Source organism: Streptomyces sp. NBRC 110035 (genome assembly GCF_000829695.1).
GTDB lineage: Bacteria > Actinomycetota > Actinomycetes > Streptomycetales > Streptomycetaceae > Streptomyces.
Genome location: NZ_BBNN01000029.1, coordinates 48,515 through 67,281 on the forward strand (window position 1 = coordinate 48,515; position 18,767 = coordinate 67,281).

15 protein-coding genes are annotated in these 18,767 nt (G+C 72.9%); 4 read left to right on the top strand and 11 right to left on the bottom strand.

All coding sequences use genetic code 11. The features are described from left to right. Window positions 1-38: 38 nt before the first annotated feature. Together TU30_RS19505 and TU30_RS19510 are read right to left on the bottom strand one after the other, a co-directional pair. Window positions 39-1,310, bottom strand: coding sequence for an ATP-binding protein (locus tag TU30_RS19505; protein WP_042171717.1), 1,272 nt, complete (start codon window positions 1,308-1,310; stop codon window positions 39-41). Between the two features lie 111 nt (window positions 1,311-1,421). After that, a complete protein-coding gene (locus TU30_RS19510; RefSeq protein WP_042171843.1) occupies window positions 1,422-2,099 on the bottom strand; it encodes a response regulator transcription factor in 678 nt (225 codons plus the stop codon). Between the two features lie 512 nt (window positions 2,100-2,611). Here TU30_RS19510 and TU30_RS19515 point away from each other — a divergent pair. Further along, a complete protein-coding gene (locus tag TU30_RS19515) occupies window positions 2,612-4,108 on the top strand; it encodes an oligopeptide:H+ symporter (RefSeq protein ID WP_042171718.1) in 1,497 nt (498 codons plus the stop codon). Window positions 4,109-4,543: 435 nt separating this feature from the next. Here the strand turns inward: TU30_RS19515 and TU30_RS19520 are convergent, their stop codons facing one another. Continuing rightward, on the bottom strand, window positions 4,544-5,140 hold the full coding sequence (locus TU30_RS19520; protein WP_042171719.1) for an ATP-binding protein: 597 nt from the start codon (window positions 5,138-5,140) through the stop codon (window positions 4,544-4,546). A gap of 308 nt (window positions 5,141-5,448) precedes the next feature. Continuing rightward, window positions 5,449-5,826 (bottom strand): STAS domain-containing protein, encoded by a 378-nt coding sequence (locus tag TU30_RS19525; protein WP_042171720.1) that lies wholly within the window; start codon window positions 5,824-5,826, stop codon window positions 5,449-5,451. 239 nt (window positions 5,827-6,065) lie between these two features. Between TU30_RS19525 and TU30_RS19530 the strand changes: the two genes are divergently transcribed. After that, the gene (locus TU30_RS19530) at window positions 6,066-6,995 is read left to right on the top strand and encodes an RNA polymerase sigma factor SigF (RefSeq protein ID WP_042171721.1); all 930 of its coding nucleotides are present in this window, start codon (window positions 6,066-6,068) and stop codon (window positions 6,993-6,995) included. A 229-nt stretch (window positions 6,996-7,224) separates the two neighbouring features. Here TU30_RS19530 and hutI read toward each other — a convergent pair whose 3' ends face one another. The 4 genes from hutI to hutU form a co-directional block, all read right to left on the bottom strand. Further along, a complete protein-coding gene (gene hutI, locus TU30_RS19535; RefSeq protein WP_042171722.1) occupies window positions 7,225-8,433 on the bottom strand; it encodes an imidazolonepropionase in 1,209 nt (402 codons plus the stop codon). A 96-nt stretch (window positions 8,434-8,529) separates the two neighbouring features. Continuing rightward, window positions 8,530-9,939, bottom strand: coding sequence for a formimidoylglutamate deiminase (locus TU30_RS19540; RefSeq protein WP_042171723.1), 1,410 nt, complete (start codon window positions 9,937-9,939; stop codon window positions 8,530-8,532). Then, window positions 9,936-11,186, bottom strand: coding sequence for an allantoate amidohydrolase (locus TU30_RS19545; RefSeq protein WP_078878375.1), 1,251 nt, complete (start codon window positions 11,184-11,186; stop codon window positions 9,936-9,938). Before TU30_RS19545 ends, TU30_RS19540 begins: the two co-directional genes overlap by 4 nt. A 41-nt stretch (window positions 11,187-11,227) precedes the next feature. After that, window positions 11,228-12,964, bottom strand: a complete 1,737-nt coding sequence (gene hutU / locus TU30_RS19550) for a urocanate hydratase (RefSeq protein WP_042171725.1) — start codon at window positions 12,962-12,964, stop codon at window positions 11,228-11,230. Window positions 12,965-13,090: 126 nt separating this feature from the next. Here hutU and TU30_RS19555 point away from each other — a divergent pair, with 126 nt between their 5' ends. Then, window positions 13,091-14,542 (top strand): diaminopimelate decarboxylase, encoded by a 1,452-nt coding sequence (locus TU30_RS19555; protein ID WP_042171726.1) that lies wholly within the window; start codon window positions 13,091-13,093, stop codon window positions 14,540-14,542. A gap of 133 nt (window positions 14,543-14,675) precedes the next feature. On the opposite strand, the gene TU30_RS19560 is transcribed toward TU30_RS19555, so the two are convergent. Together TU30_RS19560 and TU30_RS19565 are read right to left on the bottom strand one after the other, a co-directional pair. Further along, window positions 14,676-15,257, bottom strand: coding sequence for a hypothetical protein (locus TU30_RS19560; protein ID WP_042171727.1), 582 nt, complete (start codon window positions 15,255-15,257; stop codon window positions 14,676-14,678). 130 nt (window positions 15,258-15,387) lie between these two features. Next, window positions 15,388-16,233, bottom strand: coding sequence for a MurR/RpiR family transcriptional regulator (locus TU30_RS19565; RefSeq protein WP_176726226.1), 846 nt, complete (start codon window positions 16,231-16,233; stop codon window positions 15,388-15,390). A 212-nt stretch (window positions 16,234-16,445) separates the two neighbouring features. Here TU30_RS19565 and TU30_RS19570 point away from each other — a divergent pair, with 212 nt between their 5' ends. Further along, window positions 16,446-16,880, top strand: a complete 435-nt coding sequence (locus TU30_RS19570) for a membrane protein (protein ID WP_042171729.1) — start codon at window positions 16,446-16,448, stop codon at window positions 16,878-16,880. A gap of 465 nt (window positions 16,881-17,345) precedes the next feature. On the opposite strand, the gene TU30_RS19575 is transcribed toward TU30_RS19570, so the two are convergent. Continuing rightward, the gene (locus tag TU30_RS19575; protein WP_042171730.1) at window positions 17,346-18,734 is read right to left on the bottom strand and encodes a cystathionine beta-synthase; all 1,389 of its coding nucleotides are present in this window, start codon (window positions 18,732-18,734) and stop codon (window positions 17,346-17,348) included. Between the last annotated feature and the right edge of the window lie 33 nt (window positions 18,735-18,767).

Here is an 18,767-nt window from a genome sequence, read left to right on the forward strand (position 1 = left end):
CGGGCCCGGGCCGGTGGGCACGCCGGCGTACTCCCTGCTCAGCGCACCGTGTGGCGGTGGTCGTCCCGGGACTTCTGCGGCGGGGTGCGGGACAGGAACAGGCCGAAGACCGCGGGCTTGGCCTGGAGCATCTCCAGCCGGCCGCCGTCCGCTTCGGCCAGGTCACGGGCGACCGCGAGGCCGATGCCGGTGGAGTTGTGGCCGCTGATCGCACGCTCGAAGATGCGGGCGCCCAGGTCGGCGGGGACTCCCGGGCCCTCGTCCGTGACCTCGATGACGACCTGGTTCCCGGTGACCCGGGTGCGCAGGGCGACCGTGCCGCCCCCGTGCATGAGGGAGTTCTCGATCAGCGCGGCCAGCACCTGGGCGACCGCGCCCGGCGTGCCGACGGCCCGCAGGTGCCGCTTGCCGGAGGTGACGATCGCGCGGCCGGCGCTGCGGTAGGCGGGCCGCCACTCCGCGAGCTGCTGCTGGATCACCTCGTCGAGGTCGAAGGTGACCGCCGAACCGGTCCGCGGGTCACGGGAGTTGGTCAGCAGCCGCTCCACCACGTCCGTCAGCCGTTCCACCTGCGCCAGCGCGATCGTCGCCTCGTCCTTCACCGTCTCGAGGTCGTCGGTGAGGGTGATCTCCTCCAGCCGCATGGACAGCGCGGTGAGCGGGGTGCGCAGCTGGTGGGAGGCGTCGGCGGCCAGGCGCCGCTCGGCGGTCAGCATACGGGCGATGCGCTCGGCGGAGGAGTCCAGCACGTCCGCGACCCGGTCCAGCTCGGGGACGCCGTAGCGCCGGTGGCGGGGGCGCGGGTCGCCCGACCCGAGGCGCTCGGCGGTCTCCGCGAGGTCGGTCAGCGGGGAGGCGAGCCGGTTGGCCTGGCGGACCGCCAGCAGTACCGCCGCGATCACCGCCAGCAGCGCCACCAGCCCGATGATCAGCAGCGTGCGGCCGACCTCCCGGGTCACCGAGGAGCTCGGCTCCTGGACGGTGACCGTCTCACCCTCCTCACCGGACGCCGAGGCGCCGATGACCTCGCCCTCCGGCTTCCCGCCGATCTCGATGGGCGCCCTGCCGGGCAGGCGGACGACGACGTAGCGGTCCTCGGTGACCTGGTCCCTGAGGACCTCGGCGGTGACCTTCTCCTCGAGGAGCAGCCTGCTGTCGACGATGCTGGCGAGCCGCACCGCCTCGGACTCGACCCGCTCCCTGGCGCTTTCGGTGATCGTACGGGTCTCCACGATCACCAGGGACACGCCGAACACGGCGATCACGACGAGCACCACGGCGAGCGTGGACTGGATCAGTCGGCGGCGCATGTCCCCATATCCGAAGTGTCCGGGACGTCCGAGGTGCCCGGGACGTCCGAGGTGTTCGAGGCGTCCGAGACGGAAGCGCGACGAACGGGGGTGCGGCCCCCCTCCGCGGCGTCAGCTCTTCTCGAAGCGGAATCCCACGCCCCGTACGGTCGCGATGTAGCGGGGGTTGGCCGCGTCGTCGCCGAGTTTCTTGCGCAGCCAGGAGATGTGCATGTCGAGGGTCTTGGTGGACGACCACCAGGTGGTGTCCCAGACCTCGCGCATCAGCTGGTCGCGGGTGACGACCCGGCCCGCGTCCCGGACCAGGACCCGCAGCAGGTCGAACTCCTTCGCGGTGAGCTGGAGTTCCTCCTCGCCCATCCACGCCCGGTGCGACTCGACGTCGATGCGCACCCCGTGCGTCGCGGGCGGCTGCTGCGGTTCGCTGGCACCGCGCCGCAGCAGGGCCCGCACCCGGGCGAGCAGCTCGGCGAGCCGGAACGGCTTGGTGACGTAGTCGTCGGCGCCGGCGTCCAGACCGACGACGGTGTCGACCTCGTCGGCGCGCGCGGTAAGAATCAGGATCGGGACCGCGTGACCGTCGGAACGCAGCCGGCGGGCTACCTCCAGGCCGTCCATGCCCGGCAGTCCGAGGTCCAGCACCACCAGGTCGATGCCGCCCTGCAGGCCTGCGTCGAGCGCGCTGGGTCCGTCCGCACGCACCTCCACCTCGTACCCCTCCCGGCGCAGGGCGCGGGCCAGGGGTTCCGAGATGGACGCGTCGTCCTCGGCGAGCAGTACACGGGTCATGGACTGATGGTAGTCCCGCACCGACACGGCCCGGGGTGTGGTCACCGACGCCGGTTCCCACCCGGAGCACACCGGATCCTCACGTCCGGAACCCGCGTGCCGCACCTGGGAGTGCGGGGTGGGATCGTGGAGAAAACCTTCGAACGGGTGACCACAGCCCTCCGGAACCTGTGACCCCTGTCTCAAGTCCTTCCATTTCGGGCAGTGTCCTGCCGTATGTTGAATCAACGCCTTTTGCACCACGGGGACCTTTGGCGCAGTTGACGCCGAAGGTCTCTTTCGTGTGCGGGCCGGTCTCCCGCCGGCCCCGGAAGGAACGACCTGTGGCCGGGCCTCGGCGCGCACGGACGCGCGCAGAGGCGTGGATCCCGGTGGTCGCCGTCCGCCGCTCCGTGATCCGGGGCGGCCTCCCCAGGGGCGTGGGGGTGGACGGTGGGGCCCGCCGGTGCCGGCCAGCCCCCCACCGGGCGCGTACACATCACGCGACGCGTCCCGACCCACAAGGAACGACCATGGCGTCCAGCCTGACGAAGGACTCGGTCCCACCGGGAACCCCCGGTTCCGAGAAGACCTTCTTCGGCCACCCCCGCGGACTGGCCACTCTCTTCATGACCGAGATGTGGGAGCGGTTCTCCTACTACGGCATGAGGGCTCTGCTCCCGCTGTACCTCGTCGCCCCGGGCGGCATGGGCCTGAGCGCCGGCACGGCGACGGCCGTCTACTCGGTGTACCTGTCGCTGGTGTACCTGCTCACGATGCCGGGCGGCTGGTTCGGCGACCGGGTCCTGGGACCGCGCAGGACCGTCGCCGTCGCCGGCGCGGTCATCATGCTCGGCCACCTGACGCTGGCCCTGCCCTCCGCCGGCACCTTCTACGCGGGTCTCGGCCTGGTCGCGATCGGCTCCGGCCTCCTCAAGGCCAACATCTCCACGATGGTCGGCCAGTTGTACGACGGTCCGGACGACCCGCGTCGCGACGGCGGCTTCACCGTCTTCTACATGGGCATCAACCTCGGTGCCTTCGCCGCGCCGCTGATCATCGGCACCGTCGGTGAGAGCGTCAACTGGCACCTGGGCTTCGCACTCGCCGCCGCCGGCATGGGGCTGGGTGTGCTCCAGTTCCTGCTGGGCAGCCGCCACCTCGCCGCGCACTCCGGCGTCGTGCCCAAGCCGCTGTCCGCCGCGGAGAAGTCCTCCACGCTGCGCAAGGCCGCCCTCTGGGCCGGCATCGCCGCCGTCGCCTACGCCGTCATCGGCTTCTCCGGCAGCTACACGCTGAACTGGATCCTGGTCCCGCTGACGCTGCTCGGCGTGATCGTCCCGGTGCTGGTGCTGGTGCGGATCAAGCGTGACCGGGACCTGGACCGGGACGAGCAGTCGAAGATGTCCGCGTACATCTGGTTCTTCGTGGCCGCGGCCGTGTTCTGGATGATCTACGACCAGGGCGGCTCGACCCTGTCGATCTTCGCCGCCGCGTCGGCCGACAACAGCGTCCTCGGCTGGGAGTTCCCGGTCTCCTGGTACCAGTCGGTCAACCCGGTCCTGATCATGGCGCTGGCCCCGGTCTTCGCCTGGTTCTGGCTGGCGCTGAACCGGCGCGGCAAGGAGCCCAGCACGATCGTGAAGTTCGGCTCCGGCCTGGTGCTGGTCGGCGCGTCCTTCTTCCTGTTCCTCGCCCCGCTGTCGATCGCCGAGGGCGGTCACAAGGCGGCGGCGGCCTGGCTGGTGGCGATCTACTTCACGCAGACCGTCGGTGAGCTGCTGCTCTCCCCGGTCGGCCTGTCGGTCACCACGAAGATGGCGCCCGCGAAGTACGCCTCGCAGATGATGGGTGTCTGGTTCCTGGCCGTCACCGCCGGTGACGCCACGACCGGCCTGCTCTCCATCGCCGGCGTCGACCTGAACAGGCCGGGCGTCGTCGCGATGGAGGCCGCCCTCGCGGTGGTCGCCGGTGTCGCGGTGTGGATGTACCGCAGCAAGGTCAAGTCCCTGATGGGCAGCGTCCGCTGAGGCCGTGAGGCCGTGAGGCTCGCCGCGGGCCGCGTTCATGAGCCGGAGGGCCCCGGATCCGTACGTACGCCGGCACGTGCGCGGATGCGGGGCCCTTCGCGCTTTCCCGTCGCGGCGGGCGCGGGCGGACCCGCCGCGGTCACGGGGCGGGGCAGGGAGCCCGCGTCCGCGGCCGTGTCGGTGCCGGCCCGGTTCGCGGGGTGCGGGGTGTGGGGCCGCCGGTGCCTGCAGCCGGGGCGTACGGGGTGCGCCGCGGCTGGTCCCGTTCGGGAGGACCCGTTCGGCGGACGGCCCGGCGAGGTACGCCGGGAACCACGAGGGGGAGGGCGAGGACGACGAAGACCCCATGCGGAGACGGGGGCGGGGGCGGGGGACCCCGATGGGCGGGCGGTGGTGCGGGGCCGAGGGCGCCGCGGAGCCTGAGGGCGCCGCCGGTCAGGCGGGCGCCCCGAGCTCCGCCCACACGGTCTTGCCCTCGACGCCCGGGGTGCGGACGACACCCCAGTCGAGGGAGAGCCGCTGCACGATGAACATGCCGTGCCCGCCGGGCCGCCCCGCCTGGTGCGGGGTACGCGGTGCCGGCTGACCGGTGCCGCGGTCGGTGATTTCGAGCCGGATCACCTTGTTGTCGCAGACGATGCTCAACCGGTCCGGCCCTTCGGCGTGCAGGCAGGCGTTGGTCACCAGCTCGGACACGACGAGCAGGACGTCCTCGGCGGCGGCTCTCCGGTCGGCGGTGGCGGCGGGCAGCCAGCCCCACGCGTGCAGCGCCTGGCGGGTGAAGTCACGGGCGAGGGGAACGACGCCGCTCTGGTCCTCGAAGCTCAGCCGACGGACCTGACGCCCTCCCGGCGAACCCGACGGTCCCGATGCCTCCGGCACGGGCGCCAGCGTGGACTGCGCCCCCGGAGGGGGCGAGGCCACGGTCCCGTCGGGCACACTCGCCGTCGGCGCACTGCCCCCGGGCATACCGGAAGCACCGCTGGGCTCCGGACCGCGGTCGCCCGGCGGGTAGGGCCGGGTGGTGCTCATCAGCGCTTCACCTCACCGATTCACCAGTTCACCATTCAAGAAAATCCGTACTCACTCAGTCACGCGGTGCGGGATCGTCCGGTTCCCGGCGTCCCCGCGACCGCAGCAGCGGACACGTTCAGCTTGTCTCCTGCCCGAGGCAGCCGAGGGAACACCCCCGTGTTCGCACAAGAAAGGCGCGACGGCCCGGGGGCACCCCGAAAGAGGGCCCGCGGAGAAAGCCGGGGAGCGACGCGTCGCCCGACGCACCGGAAGGAGGACGCCCGCCCTCGAAGCCGCCGCGGGGCGGCGCCGACCTGCCCTCGCGGTCATCCGGAATCGTCGGCCAGAGCCGCCTCGAGGCTGTCATGGACGGTGAACACCGCGTCCGCTCCCGTGATCTCGAACACACGCGCGACCACGGACTGCATTCCCGCGAGATGCACCCCGCCCCCGACGGCGTCGGCCTTCAGCCTGGCGCCGAGCAGCACATTGAGCCCGGTGGAGTCACAGAACTCCAGGCCGGAGCAGTCGATGACGAGTCGCTTGAATCCCTTGGTGAGGCATTCCTCCAGCGGCTCGCGCAACAGATCGGCGGTGTGATGATCCAACTCACCCGCCGGGGTCACGACGGCGCTGAGGCCCTCTTCTCGCACCTCGACCAGAAGCCGGCCCGACTGTGCGCTGCCGACCGTCCCGCGGTCCATGCCGTCTCTCTCTCCCACCGGTCGTGGCTGCTACTGACGCTGTCGAACATTACGCCCTTCCAGCGCGCTCCGACAGCCGAACAATCGACCCCAAACGGACATAAGCCAACAGAACTTACTTGCGGTGGGCTTGTGAAAACGGGTAGGGCTAGTAGGGACACGTACTCGACACGGCCGGCTTTGGAGGCGCCGCACACCGCAGTGCACGTAACGGCATCGGCTGCCATATGCCGAGAACGATGGAGGACATCATGTCACCCCGGCTCGACGCACCGCCTACCCAGGAAGCGACGTCGACACTCCCTCCGGAACATCTGATTCCCATCGAGCAGGACGACGTGGGTGTCGTCCCGGACGACGATCTGCTCGTCGGGCTCCCGGAGATCCCCCCTTTTGACGAGGTGGGCCCGGTCGACGCACGGGCGTTGTCCAAGACCCTCTTCGAGCGGCTGGAGTCGCTGGAGGAAGGCACCCACGAGTACTCGTACGTACGCAACACGCTCGTCGAACTGAACCTGGCCCTGGTCAAGTTCGCCGCTTCCCGGTTCCGCTCGCGCAGCGAGCCGATGGAGGACATCATCCAGGTCGGCACCGTCGGTCTGATCAAGGCGATCGACCGCTTCGAGCTTTCGCGCGGTGTGGAGTTCCCCACCTTCGCGATGCCGACCATCATCGGTGAGATCAAGCGCTTCTTCCGTGACACCTCGTGGTCCGTGCGCGTACCGCGCCGGCTGCAGGAACTGCGGCTCGACCTGGCCAAGGCCGGTGACGAGCTGGCGCAGCAGCTCGACCGGTCCCCGACGGTGGGCGAACTGGCCGAGCGTCTGGGCATCTCCAAGGAGGAGGTCGTCGAGGGCATGGCGGCGTCCAACGCCTACACCGCCTCCTCGCTCGACGCCCAGCCGGAGGAGGACGACTCCGAGGGCGCGCTGGCGGACCGGATCGGGTACGAGGACCACGGGCTCGAAGGGATCGAGTACGTCGAGTCGTTGAAGCCGCTGATCGCCGAACTGCCGCCGCGCGACCGGAAGATCCTTTCGCTGCGCTTCGTGGCAGGCATGACCCAGTCGGAGATCGGCGAGGAACTGGGTATTTCACAGATGCACGTGTCACGGCTGCTCTCACGCACCCTGGTACGGCTGCGCAAAGGGCTGACCCTCGAGGAATGACGGACGGCCGCGTCCCGCGCACCCCGCACGGTCGCCACCGGACACGGCCCGCACGGACGACCCGCGCGTCGCGCCCCGCGCGTCGCGCCCCGCACTCCGCCGGCGCCGGACGCCCTCCCCGGGCGCCGGACACCGGCCGGGTACGGGGCGTAACGCGTTTTCCGCCGCCGGCCGGTGATCCGGGTGCACGCGGGGGAAGGGCGCGCGAAGGGGAGGGCGCGCGGACGGCTCAGAGTGCGCGGACGCCCCGCCGCCATACGCCCGCGACCAGCGGGACGCCGGGGCGGTAGGCCAGGTGGACGTGGCTCGGGGCGTCGAGGAGGACGAGGTCGGCGCGGGCGCCGGGGGTGATGCGGCCGACGTCGGTGCGGCGCAGGGCCGCCGCACCGCCCGCGGTGGCCGACCAGAGCGCCTCGTCCGGCGTCATGCCCATGTCCCGCACGGCGAGCGCGACACAGAACGGCACCGAGGACGTGAAGGACGACCCCGGGTTGCAGTCCGTGGACAGCGCGACGGTGGCGCCCGCGTCGAGCAGCCGGCGGGCGTCCGGCCAGGCGGCGCGGGTGGAGAACTCGGCGCCCGGCAGCAGGGTCGCGACCGTACGGCTGTGGGCGAGGGCGTCCACGTCGGCGTCGGTGAGGTGCGTGCAGTGGTCGGCACTGGCCGCGTCGAGTTCGACGGCGAGCTGCACGCCGGGGCCGTGGGAGAGCTGGTTGGCGTGGATGCGCGGGTGCAGGCCCTTGGCCCGGCCCGCGGTGAGAACGGCGCGTGCCTGGTCGCCGTCGAAGGCGCCCCGCTCGCAGAAGACGTCGATCCAGCGGGCGTGCGGCGCGCAGGCGTCCAGCATCTTCCCGGTGACCAGGTCCACGTAGCCGGCCGGGTCGTCGGCGTACTCCGGGGCGGGGATGTGGGCGCCGAGGTAGGTGACCTCGTCGGTGTGGCGGGCGGCCAGCCGCAGCGCGCGGGCCTCGTCCTCGGTGGTCAGTCCGTAGCCGGACTTGGTTTCGATGGTCGTGGTGCCCTGCCGCAGCGCCTCGGTGAGGAAACGGGTCAGGTTCGTCTCGAGTTCCGCGTCGCTCGCGGCCCGGGTGGCGGCGACGGTGGTGCGGATACCGCCCGCGCTGTAGGGGCGGCCGGACATCCGGGCGTTGAACTCGTCGGTGCGGTCGCCCGCGAAGACCAGGTGGGAGTGCGAGTCGACGAAGCCCGGGATCACGGCCCGGCCTGCGGCGTCGACCCGGTGGTCGGTGGCGGGTGTCGTGCCTGATGCGCCGGCCCACACGATGCGGTCGCCGTCGATGACGACGGCCGCGTCCCGGACCAGCCCGAGAGGGGACGTTCCCCCGCTCCCGGAGGTGCTCGCGCGGGAGGACCCCCGTCCGAGGGAGGGATCGTTGGTGACCAGCGTGGCGATGTTGACGATGGCGGTGCTGCTCATGGCGTCCTCGTGGATGGCGGGGGCGGGTACGGGGACGGCGGCCGGTCCTCGGGCGGCCGGCGGCGTTGCGGCCGACGACGTTGCGACCGGCGGCGTTCAGGGCCTCAGCGCCTCGACAGCGCGCGCGAGGGCGTGCGGCACATCGGGGACGAGGGTGTGCGCCCCGTCGCGTACGACGTGCCGTCCCGCCACGATCGTGTGCCGTACGTCGGCGGCCGTCGCGGCGAACACGGCGGTCTCGGCGCCGAGCCGGGGCGGTGGCCCCGCTGTTCTGACCGACTCCAGGGTGAGGGTGGTCAGGTCGGCGGGGGCGCCGGGTTCGATGGTGCCCGCCCCGTCCCAGCCGAGGGCGGCGTGCCCGTCGGCGGTGGCGGCCCTCAGCAGGGCGTTCGCCGTCCAGTGACCGCGGGTGCGGGTGCGCAGGCGCTCGTTCAGCTCCAGGGCGCGCGCCTCCTCCAGCAGGTCGATGACGGCGTGGCTGTCCGAGCCGAGGGAGAGCGGCGAGCCCCGGCGCTGCAGGGCGGCCGCGGGGCCGATGCCGTCCGCGAGGTCGCGTTCGGTGGTGGGGCACATGCAGGTGCCGGTGCCGCTGTCGCCGAGGAGCGCGATGTCCTGGCCGGTGAGGTGCGTGCTGTGGATGCCGGTGGTACGCGGTCCGAGCACGCCGTGGTCGGCGAGCAGGCGGGTCGGGGTGCGGCCGTACGCCTCCTGGCAGGCCTCGTTCTCGGCGGTCTGCTCCGACAGGTGCACGTGCAGCGGGGCCCGCCGCTCCTGTGCCCAGCGGGCCACGGTCGCCAGCTCCCGGGCGGGCACGGCCCGTACGGAGTGGAGGGCGGCACCGATCCGCGCGTGGTCCTGTTCCTCGAGGAGTGAACAGCGTTCGGCCCAGGCCTCGGCGGTGCCGTCGCTGAAGCGGCGCTGGGGGGCGGTGGGCGGCTCGCCGAAGCCGGCGGACAGGTAGGCGGTGTCGAGGAGGGTGATGCGGATGCCGGCCTCGGCGGCGGCCGCGACGAGGGCCTCGCCCATGGCGTTGGGGTCGGCGTACGGGGTGCCGCCGGGGGCGTGGTGCAGGTAGTGGAACTCGCCGACGGCGGTGATGCCGGCGAGCGCCATCTCCGCGTACACGGCGCGGGCGAGCCGGTGGTAGCTCTCGGGGTTCAGCCGTTCGGCGACCGAGTACATCACCTCGCGCCAGGTCCAGAAGGTGCCGGCGCCGACCTGGACGGTGCCGCGCAGAGCGCGGTGAAAGGCGTGCGAGTGGGCGTTGGCCAGCCCGGGGAGGGTCAGTCCGCGCAGGATCTCGGCCCCGGGGGGCGGGGCGGGGACGCCCGGGGTGACGGCGGTGACGCGGCCGTCGCCCCGGGCGCCGCCGTCGCCACGGACGCCGACGGTCACGGTCACACCCGGCTCGACCCGGTCGCCGAGCCAGGCGTGCTCCAGCCAGTACGTCCGCCCGGTGGCCGGGCCGGCCGTGGCGCTCGCCGTGGTGCCGCTGTCCTGTGTCACCCGTGCACCAGTCCCTCCAGTACGTCGGCGAGTGCGGTCGCCCCGGCCAGGCAGTCGTCCTCGGCCGCGTACTCGGCCGGGGAGTGCGAGACGCCCGTGGGGTTGCGCACGAACAGCATGGCGGTCGGAATGCTCGAGGAGAGGATCCCCGCGTCGTGTCCGGCGCCCGTGCCGAGGACGGGAATCCGGGCCGGCGCCTGCCCGTCGTCCCTCTTCCGGCCCAGGATGCGGGCGAGTTCGTCGCGCAGGGCGTGGTCGAAGTCGACGACGGGTGTGCGGGACTCGCGGACCACGTCCAGGTCCACGCCGTGGGCGGCGGCGTGGACGCGGGCCGCCTTCTCCACCCCGGCGACCACGGTGTCCAGGCTCGTCTGGTCGGCGGCGCGGGAGTCGAGCCAGCCGCGCACCAGGGAGGGGATGGCGTTGACGCCGTTCGGCTCGACGGCGATCTTGCCGAAGGTGGCGACGGCACCGGCGAGTTCGGCCTCGCGGCGGGCGGCGAGGACGGTCTCGGCGTAGGGCAGCATGGGGTCGCGGCGGTCGGCCAGGCGGGTGGTGCCGGCGTGGTTGGCCTCGCCGCGGAAGTCGAACCGCCAACGCCCGTGCGGCCAGATGGCACTGGCGATGCCGACCCGGTCGCCGGACAGGTCGAGGGCACGGCCCTGTTCGACGTGCAGTTCGACGAAGGCGCCGATGCGGGCGAGCCGTTCGGGGTCGGCGCCGATGGCGTCGGGGTCGTGTCCGGCGGCCTCCATCGCCCGGGGCAGGGTGATCCCGTCGCCGTCGGTGAGGCGGTGCGCCCGGTCGCGGGTGAGCTGTCCGGCGGTGAGCCGCGAGCCGACGCAGGCGAGCCCGAAGCGGGCGCCCTCCTCGTCGCCGAAGTTGACGATGCCCAGGGGGCGGGGGAACGGGTCCCGGCCCCGGGGGCGCCGGGTACCGTCCCTCCCCTCTCTCCGGCGCAGTTCGTCGAGGGCCGCGAAGGCGCAGACCACGCCGAGGGGTCCGTCGAAGGCTCCGCCGTCCGGCACGGAGTCCAGGTGGGACCCGGTGACGACGGCGTCCCCGTCGGCGGGGTCACCGAGCCAGGCCCACTGGTTCCCGTTCCGGTCCACGTCGAGCCGCAGTCCACGCCGTTCGGCCTGCGCGGCGAACCAGGCCCGGCATTCGGTGTCCGCACCGGTCCAGGCATAGCGCCGATAGCCGCCGGAGCCGGAGTGGCGGCCGAGAGGGAGCAGCTCACGCCACATTTCCTGGAAGGTGGGGGGCACGGGAGGCCCGAAGGACCCGGTCACGCGCCCTCACCCTCGCGGCCCGCACGTCCCCCGACCCCTTCGGCCTCCTCTGCCCCCTCGGATCCCTCGCGCATCGGTACCCGTACGCCCCGCTCCGACGCGACCGAGTCCGCGAGGTCGTAGCCGGCGTCCACATGGCGGATGACGCCCATGCCGGGGTCGTTGGTCAGGACCCGCCGGATCTTCTCGCCGGCGAGCTTCGTGCCGTCGGCGACCGTCACCTGGCCCGCGTGCAGGGAGCGGCCCATGCCGACACCGCCGCCGTGGTGGACGGAGACCCAGGAGGCCCCGGACGCCACGTTCACCATGGCGTTGAGCAGCGGCCAGTCGGCGATCGCATCGGAGCCGTCGAGCATGCCCTCGGTCTCGCGGTACGGGGAGGCGACGGAGCCGCAGTCGAGGTGGTCGCGGCCGATGACGACGGGGGCCGACAGTTCCCCGGAGGCGACCATGTCGTTGAACCGCTCTCCTGCCTTGTCCCGCTCGCCGTAGCCGAGCCAGCAGATGCGCGCGGGCAGGCCCTGGAAGCGGACCCGCTCCCCGGCCAGGCGCATCCAGCGGGCGAGCGACGCGTTCTGCGGGGAGTCGGCCTCGGGGAAGAGGTCGAGGACGGCCCGGTCGGTCTTCGCGATGTCGGCGGGGTCGCCGGACAGAGCGGCCCAGCGGAAGGGCCCCCTGCCCTCGCAGAACAGCGGGCGGATGTACGCGGGAACGAAGCCGGGGAAGGCGAAGGCGCGCTCGTATCCGGCGAGTCGGGCCTCGCCGCGGAGGGAGTTGCCGTAGTCGAAGACCTCGGCCCCGGCGTCCATGAAGCCGACCATCGCCTCGACGTGCCGGGCCATGGACTCGCGGGCGCGGGCGGTGAAACCGGCCGGGTCCTCGGCGACGGCGTCGGCCATGTCCTCGAAGGCGATCCCGGTGGGCAGGTAGGCCAGCGGGTCGTGGGCGGAGGTCTGGTCGGTGACGATGTCGACGGGGGCGCCCCCGGCCAGCAGCCGCGGGACCACGTCGGCGGCGTTGCCGAGCACACCGACGGACAGCGGGCGGCGGGCGTCACGGGCCTCGGTGGCCAGGCGGAGGGCGTGGTCGAGGGAGTCGGCCCGCACGTCCAGGTAGCCGTGTTCGATGCGGCGGTCGATGGCGCGCGGGTCGCAGTCGACGCAGATCGCGACACCGTCGTTCATGGTGACGGCGAGCGGCTGGGCGCCGCCCATGCCGCCCAGGCCCGCGGTCAGGGTGATGGTCCCGGCGAGGGTGCCGCCGAACTTCTTCGCGGCGACGGCGGCGAACGTCTCGTAGGTGCCCTGGAGGATGCCCTGCGTGCCGATGTAGATCCAGGAACCGGCGGTCATCTGCCCGTACATGGTCAGGCCGAGGGCCTCCAGGCGGCGGAACTCCTCCCAGTTGGCCCAGTCGCCGACGAGGTGGGAGTTGGCGATGAGGACGCGCGGGGCCCATTCGTGGGTCTGCATGACGCCGACGGGACGGCCGGACTGGACGAGCATCGTCTCGTCCTGCTTGAGGGTCCTCAGGGTGCGGACCATGGCGTCGAAGGAGCGCCAGTCGCGGGCCGCCTTGCCGGTGCCGCCGTAGACGACGAGCCGGTCGGGGTGCTCGGCGACCTCGGGGTCGAGGTTGTTCTGCAGCATGCGCAGGGCGGCCTCCTGGGGCCAGCCCAGGGCGCTCAGGTGCGTGCCGCGCGGGGCGCGGACGGGCGGGCGGGGTTCTGACATGGTCTGCCTCCTGGTGGCCGGCTCCCGCACTTACTACAGTTATTCACACCTTTACAGACTGAATAGGGTCAGTCAATGCATGCGGCCGTGTCGGCACGGAGCACCCGACGGTGCTTGGCTGAGGACATGGGCGCCGACACGAGCAGGGGCACAGGCACAGGCACAGGCACGGGCACGGGAGACGACGGCGGAGCGCCGGAGGCGGGCCACGGCGAGGACGACGAGCGGGCGGCGGGGGCCGGGCGGGCGGCCCGGCGGAACGCGGCGGTGCGGGCCGCCGTGGCGCAGGGACTGCTCGGTCCCGCGCACCCCCTGGTGGCGCTGCTCGACGTCACGGGCATCCGGGAGTCGGCGGCCGAGCTGCGGGAGGCCTTCGCGGCGGTGACACCGTCCGGCACCCCCGTGCTGCACGCCTTCGCGGTGAAGGCGACCCCGCTCGTACCGGTGCTGCGGCTGCTGCGCGCGGAGGGCATCGGGGCCGAGGTCGCCAGCCCCGGCGAGCTGGCCCTGGCGTGGGCCGCGGGGGTGCCGCCGGCCCGGACGGTGCTGGACTCGCCCGCCAAGACACCGGCCGAGCTGCGGGAGGCGCTGGCCCTGGGCGTCGCCGTCAACGCGGACAACCCGCAGGAACTGGCGCGCATCGACGCCCTGGTGGCCGACGCCCCGAAACGGCCGGCCGGCCTCCGCTCCGCCCTCGGCATCCGGGTGAACCCGCAGGTCGGCGGGGGCACCATCGAGGCGCTGTCCACCGCCACGACGACCTCGAAGTTCGGTGTGGCACTGCGCGACGAAGGGGCGCGGGAGTGGGTCGTGCGGACGTATCTCGACCGGCCGTGGCTGACCCGGCTGCACACGCACACCGGCTCCCAGGGCGTCGCCCTGCCCCTGATGGCCAGGGGGGTGGCCCAGACGTACGCACTGGCCGAGGAGATCAACCGGCGCGCGGGGCGGCAGCAGGTCGACACCGTCGACATCGGGGGCGGGCTGCCGGTGAACTTCACCTCCGAGGCGGCCGGTCCGACGTACGCGCGGTACGCGCGGCTGCTGAAGGAGACCGTGCCGGGGCTGTTCGACGGGCGGTACGGGCTGGTCACCGAGTTCGGGCGGTCGCTGCTGGCGAAGCACGGCACGGTCGTCGCCCGGGTGGAGTACGCCAAGAGCGCCGGCGGGCGTCCGGTCGCGGTGACGCACGCGGGCGTGCAGGTGGTCACACGGACGGTGTACGCGCCGGGGGCGTGGCCGCTCAGGATCGCCGCGTACGACGCCGAGGGGCGGCCGAAGGAAGGCCCGGCGGTGGCGCAGGACGTGGCGGGGCCGGCCTGCTTCGCGGGCGACCTGCTCGCCCGGGGGCAGCCGCTGCCGCTGCTGGAGCAGGGCGACCACGTGGCGGTGCTGGACACCGGCGCGTACTGCTTCGCCCACCACTACGGGTACAACTCGCTCCCCCGCCCGGCCGTCCACGGCTTCACCGCCGACAGCCCCGGCCAGGTCGCGTTCGCGCTCGTGCGCCCGGCTCAGACCGTCGAGGAGATCGTGGCCGAATCGGGTGGCGCCCACCCCGACGCCCTGACCACCTGATCACCAGGCCGGGCAGGCCGGGCAGGGGCCTGGTGACACCGGACCGAACCGAGCCAGACCGGGCCGGATCAACCGGACCGAGCAACGCCCAGCCACATCAGCCGGGTTGGGTCAGGCCGGGGCCGGGGCCGGGTCAGGTCAGGGCCGAGGCCCTGCGGCGGGCGCCGCCCGGGGTCGCGTCGCCCGCCGCGATGCCCGTGGTGCGGTAGCCCTTGACCGCCTTGCCGGCCGGGCTGCCCGCGCCGCCGTTCAACCAGTCGACCCGGACCCACAGAAGGATCTCGTCGGCCTGCTCCAGACGGCCGATCCAGGACGCCTTCAGCCACAGGCCGACACCGCACCCGGCAAGCAGCAGACCGCCCGCCGCGGGCACCGCGAACCCGCTGCCCAGGGCGGCGAGAAAGGCCGGCAGCAGCCACCAGCGGTACCGGCGCCGCCAGGTGCGCACACTGACCGCGCGGTCCTGGAGCACGTCGTGCTTGCCCGCCCGCACCGCCGACCGGGCCAGCTCGCGGTACCGCCCGCGCCGTGCGTACGCCACCACGGCCAGGGCCACGAGGAACAGCGCGGCCCCGGCCGACACGCCGATCCGGCGGCCGGTCAGCCCCGGCACCAGCAGGCCGATGCCCGCCGCGCACACGCCCAGCCACCACAGGGGCGCCGCCCCGGCCCGTACGACCACGGCCACCCGAGCCAGCCCCTGCCCTCCGCGCATCTGTCCTCCGCGCATCACGTCCAGCCTCCCGTCCCACTGCAGTGGAGCGTCCGTAGGGTCCGGAGCGCAGATTAGTGACTCGAGGTGAGAGAAATCTGAGATACCGCGCAAGGACCCGCGCCCGGCGCCGTCACTCCACGAACAGGCCGCGCGTCGCCGCCTTCGTGTCGAACTCCTCCAGGCGGGCCTGGGCGTCGGGCAGGGCGTCGCACATCGCCTCCAGCAGCACCCGGCCCAGCAACATCGGCGCGCACGCCGTGTCGAAGGCGAGCCCGGTGCCGACGGCGGCGGGCAGCAGCAGGTCACAGACCTTGGCGACCGGCGCGAAGGCGGAGTCGGCGACGGTGACGACGGTCAGCCCCGTCTCCTTGGCGTGGGTGAGGGCGTCGACGACCTCCCGGGGGTGCCGGGGCAGCGCGAAGCAGAGCAGGGCTCCGGCTCCGGCCGCCGCGGCGGCGTCGATGCGGTCGTGGAGCATGGTGCCGCCCTCGTTGAGCAGCCGTACGTCGGGGTGGACCTTGGCGGCGAAGTAGGCGAAGCCGTGGGCCTGTGCCGCCGCCGCGCGCAGCCCGAGCACGGGCAGCGGCCGACTGCCCGCGAGGATTCGCCCCGCCCGCCGCACGGGCTCCGGATCGGCGAGCACCTCGGCCAGGTGCCGCAGGTTCTCGATCTCGGCCTCGACGGCCTGCTGGTACTCGTTGTACGAACCGGCGTCCGGCGCCGGCGGCCCGGAGGGCACGACCTCGCGCAGATGCCGCCGCAGCGCGGGATAGCCGTCGAAGCCGAGGGCGACCGCGAAGCGGGTCACGGAGGGCTGGCTGACGCCGGCCAGGTCGGCCAGTTCCACGCTGGACAGGAACGGCACGTCGGCGGCGCGCCGCACCATGCTGTGCGCGATGCGCCGCTGCGTCGGCGTCAGCCGGTGCCCCTCGAACAGCGCCTGCAGGCGCGCGGCAGGCCCTTCGGTGACGCTCATGACGTGGCTTCCCCTCGACCTGTTCACCGGCTCCGGCTGCCCGGCTGCCCGGCTGCCCGGCTGCCCACACGGTCTATTCACCCACCGTGCTCCCTGTATGCCGTTATACAGGCGAACGCGGGGCGCGCACGACCGGGAGTGGGACAGCCCCCCGCCGACAAGGGGGGCTGTCCCCAGTGCCCCGGGCGGCCGGGCTGCCTACCGTGGTCCGTATGACCGGAATGGATGCGCGGGACACCGATCTGAAGAAGGAACTCGACGCCACCCTGCGGGCCCGCGGGGAACTGGGCGACGAGTACGAGTCCGCGCTGGTCGACTCGTTCCTGGAGAAGGTCGACCAGCGTATCGACAGTGCGGTGGAGCGCCGGGTGCGCCGGCAGCTCGCCGAACAGCAGATGACGGTGGCCCGGGACTCCCGGTCGCCGAGGGCCACGGACACCTGGGGCGAGCGGTTCGGCTTCGGGATCGTCTCCCTGGTCCTGGCGGTGCCGCTGTCCGCGATCGGCGGCGGCGTGGCCGGTCTGCCCGGCCTGCTGGCCGCCTGGCTGGGCATCGTCGGCGTGAACGCCGTCCAGGCGGCCCGCAGCAACCCGGGCCTGTTCGGCCACCGCGGGCAGCGGCGGCAGGACGACGCCTGGGAGGACTGAGCACGGGGCGGGCACACGGGCCGAGGACGGGCACACGGGCCGGGCGCGGACGGCCGAACGGGATCGCGGGATGCCGAACGGGGTGACGCGGGGACCACCGCACCCCCGTTACCGGGGGGCGGGACGACGGTGGTCCCCGCGTAGCGACGCGGGCCGGTCGGGCCGGGTCTCGCGTCTGGCGTCCATGGAGGTCCGGGAGCCGCTCCGGAGGTCCTGTGACGCCGTTCCCTGTCGGCCGGGAAGGGGAGCCGCTCCCTGCCCGCCGACAACGACCAATCTGCCGGACCGGTGTTAAGCGAGTGCTGCGCGCACGTGACGCCCACGTACCACTTCCGCGAAGTCCACGAAGATCACGTACGGCCCGGCTCCCGGCGTTCACGGCCGGTGCGCTCCCGGACGGCGGGCGCCGGCCGCCCCTGGACGTCCCGCCGGCCGTCCGCCCCCGCGCCCGTCAGGTGCCGACGGTCACTTGCCGTCCCTGGCGAGGAAGGAGAGCAGGTCCTGGCGGCTGACCACACCGGTCGGCCTGCCCTCGACCAGGACGATCGCCGCGTCGGCCTTGCCCAGCACGGCCATCAGGTCCGCGACCGGCTCACCGGAGCCGACCTGCGGCAGCGGGGCGGACATGTGCTTCTCCAGCGGGTCGTCGAGCGAGGCGCTCCTGCTGAACAGCGCGTCCAGCAGTTCCCGTTCCACCACCGAGCCGACGACCTCGGCGGCCATCACGTCCGGGTGCCCGGCGCCCGGCTTGACGACCGGCATCTGCGAGACGCCGTACTCGCGCAGCACCTCGATGGCCTGCCCGACGGTCTCGTCGGGGTGCATGTGCACGAGGGACGGCATGTGGCCGCCCTCCTTGTGGTCGAGGACGGCGCTGACCCGCGCGCTCGGGCCGGTGTCCTCGAGGAAGCCGTAGTCGGCCATCCACTCGTCGTTGAAGATCTTGCTGAGGTAGCCGCGCCCGCTGTCCGGGAGCAGCACCACCACGACGTCGTCCTCGCCGAGCCGCTCGGCGACCCGCAGCGCCGCGACCACGGCCATGCCGCACGATCCGCCGACGAGCAGGCCCTCCTCCTTGGCGAGGCGCCGGGTCATCTGGAAGGAGTCCTTGTCGGACACGGGGACGATCTCGTCCGCGACGGTCCGGTCGTAGGCGGTCGGCCAGAAGTCCTCGCCGACGCCCTCCACCAGGTAGGGCCGCCCGGAGCCGCCGGAGTAGACGGAGCCCTCGGGGTCGGCGCCGATCACCTGGACGCGGCCGTCGCTGACGTCCTTGAGGTAACGCCCGGTCCCGGAGATGGTGCCGCCGGTCCCGACGCCGGTCACGAAGTGGGTGATCCTCCCCTCGGTCTGCTCCCACAGCTCCGGGCCGGTGGAGTGGTAGTGGGAGAGCGGGTTGTGGGGGTTGGAGTACTGGTCCGGCTTCCAGGCCCCCGGCGTCTCACGGACCAGCCGGTCGGAGACGTTGTAGTAGGAGTCGGGGTGCTCGGGGTCCACGGCGGTCGGGCAGACGACCACTTCGGCCCCGTACGCCCGCAGTACGTTGATCTTGTCCAGGGAGACCTTGTCGGGGCACACGAAGATGCACTTGTACCCCTTCTGCTGGGCCACGATGGCCAGGCCGACGCCGGTGTTGCCGCTGGTCGGCTCGACGATGGTGCCGCCCGGCCGCAGCTCTCCGCTCTTCTCCGCCGCCTCGATCATGCGCAGGGCGATGCGGTCCTTCACCGATCCGCCGGGGTTGAAGTACTCCACCTTGGCCAGGACGGTCGCCCCGATGCCGTGGGTGACGTTGTTGAGCCTCACCAGCGGGGTGTTGCCGACGAGGCTGATCATCGAGTCGTGGAATTGCACCGTTGTCTCCGGATGCTGCAAAAGGTGTGGTTG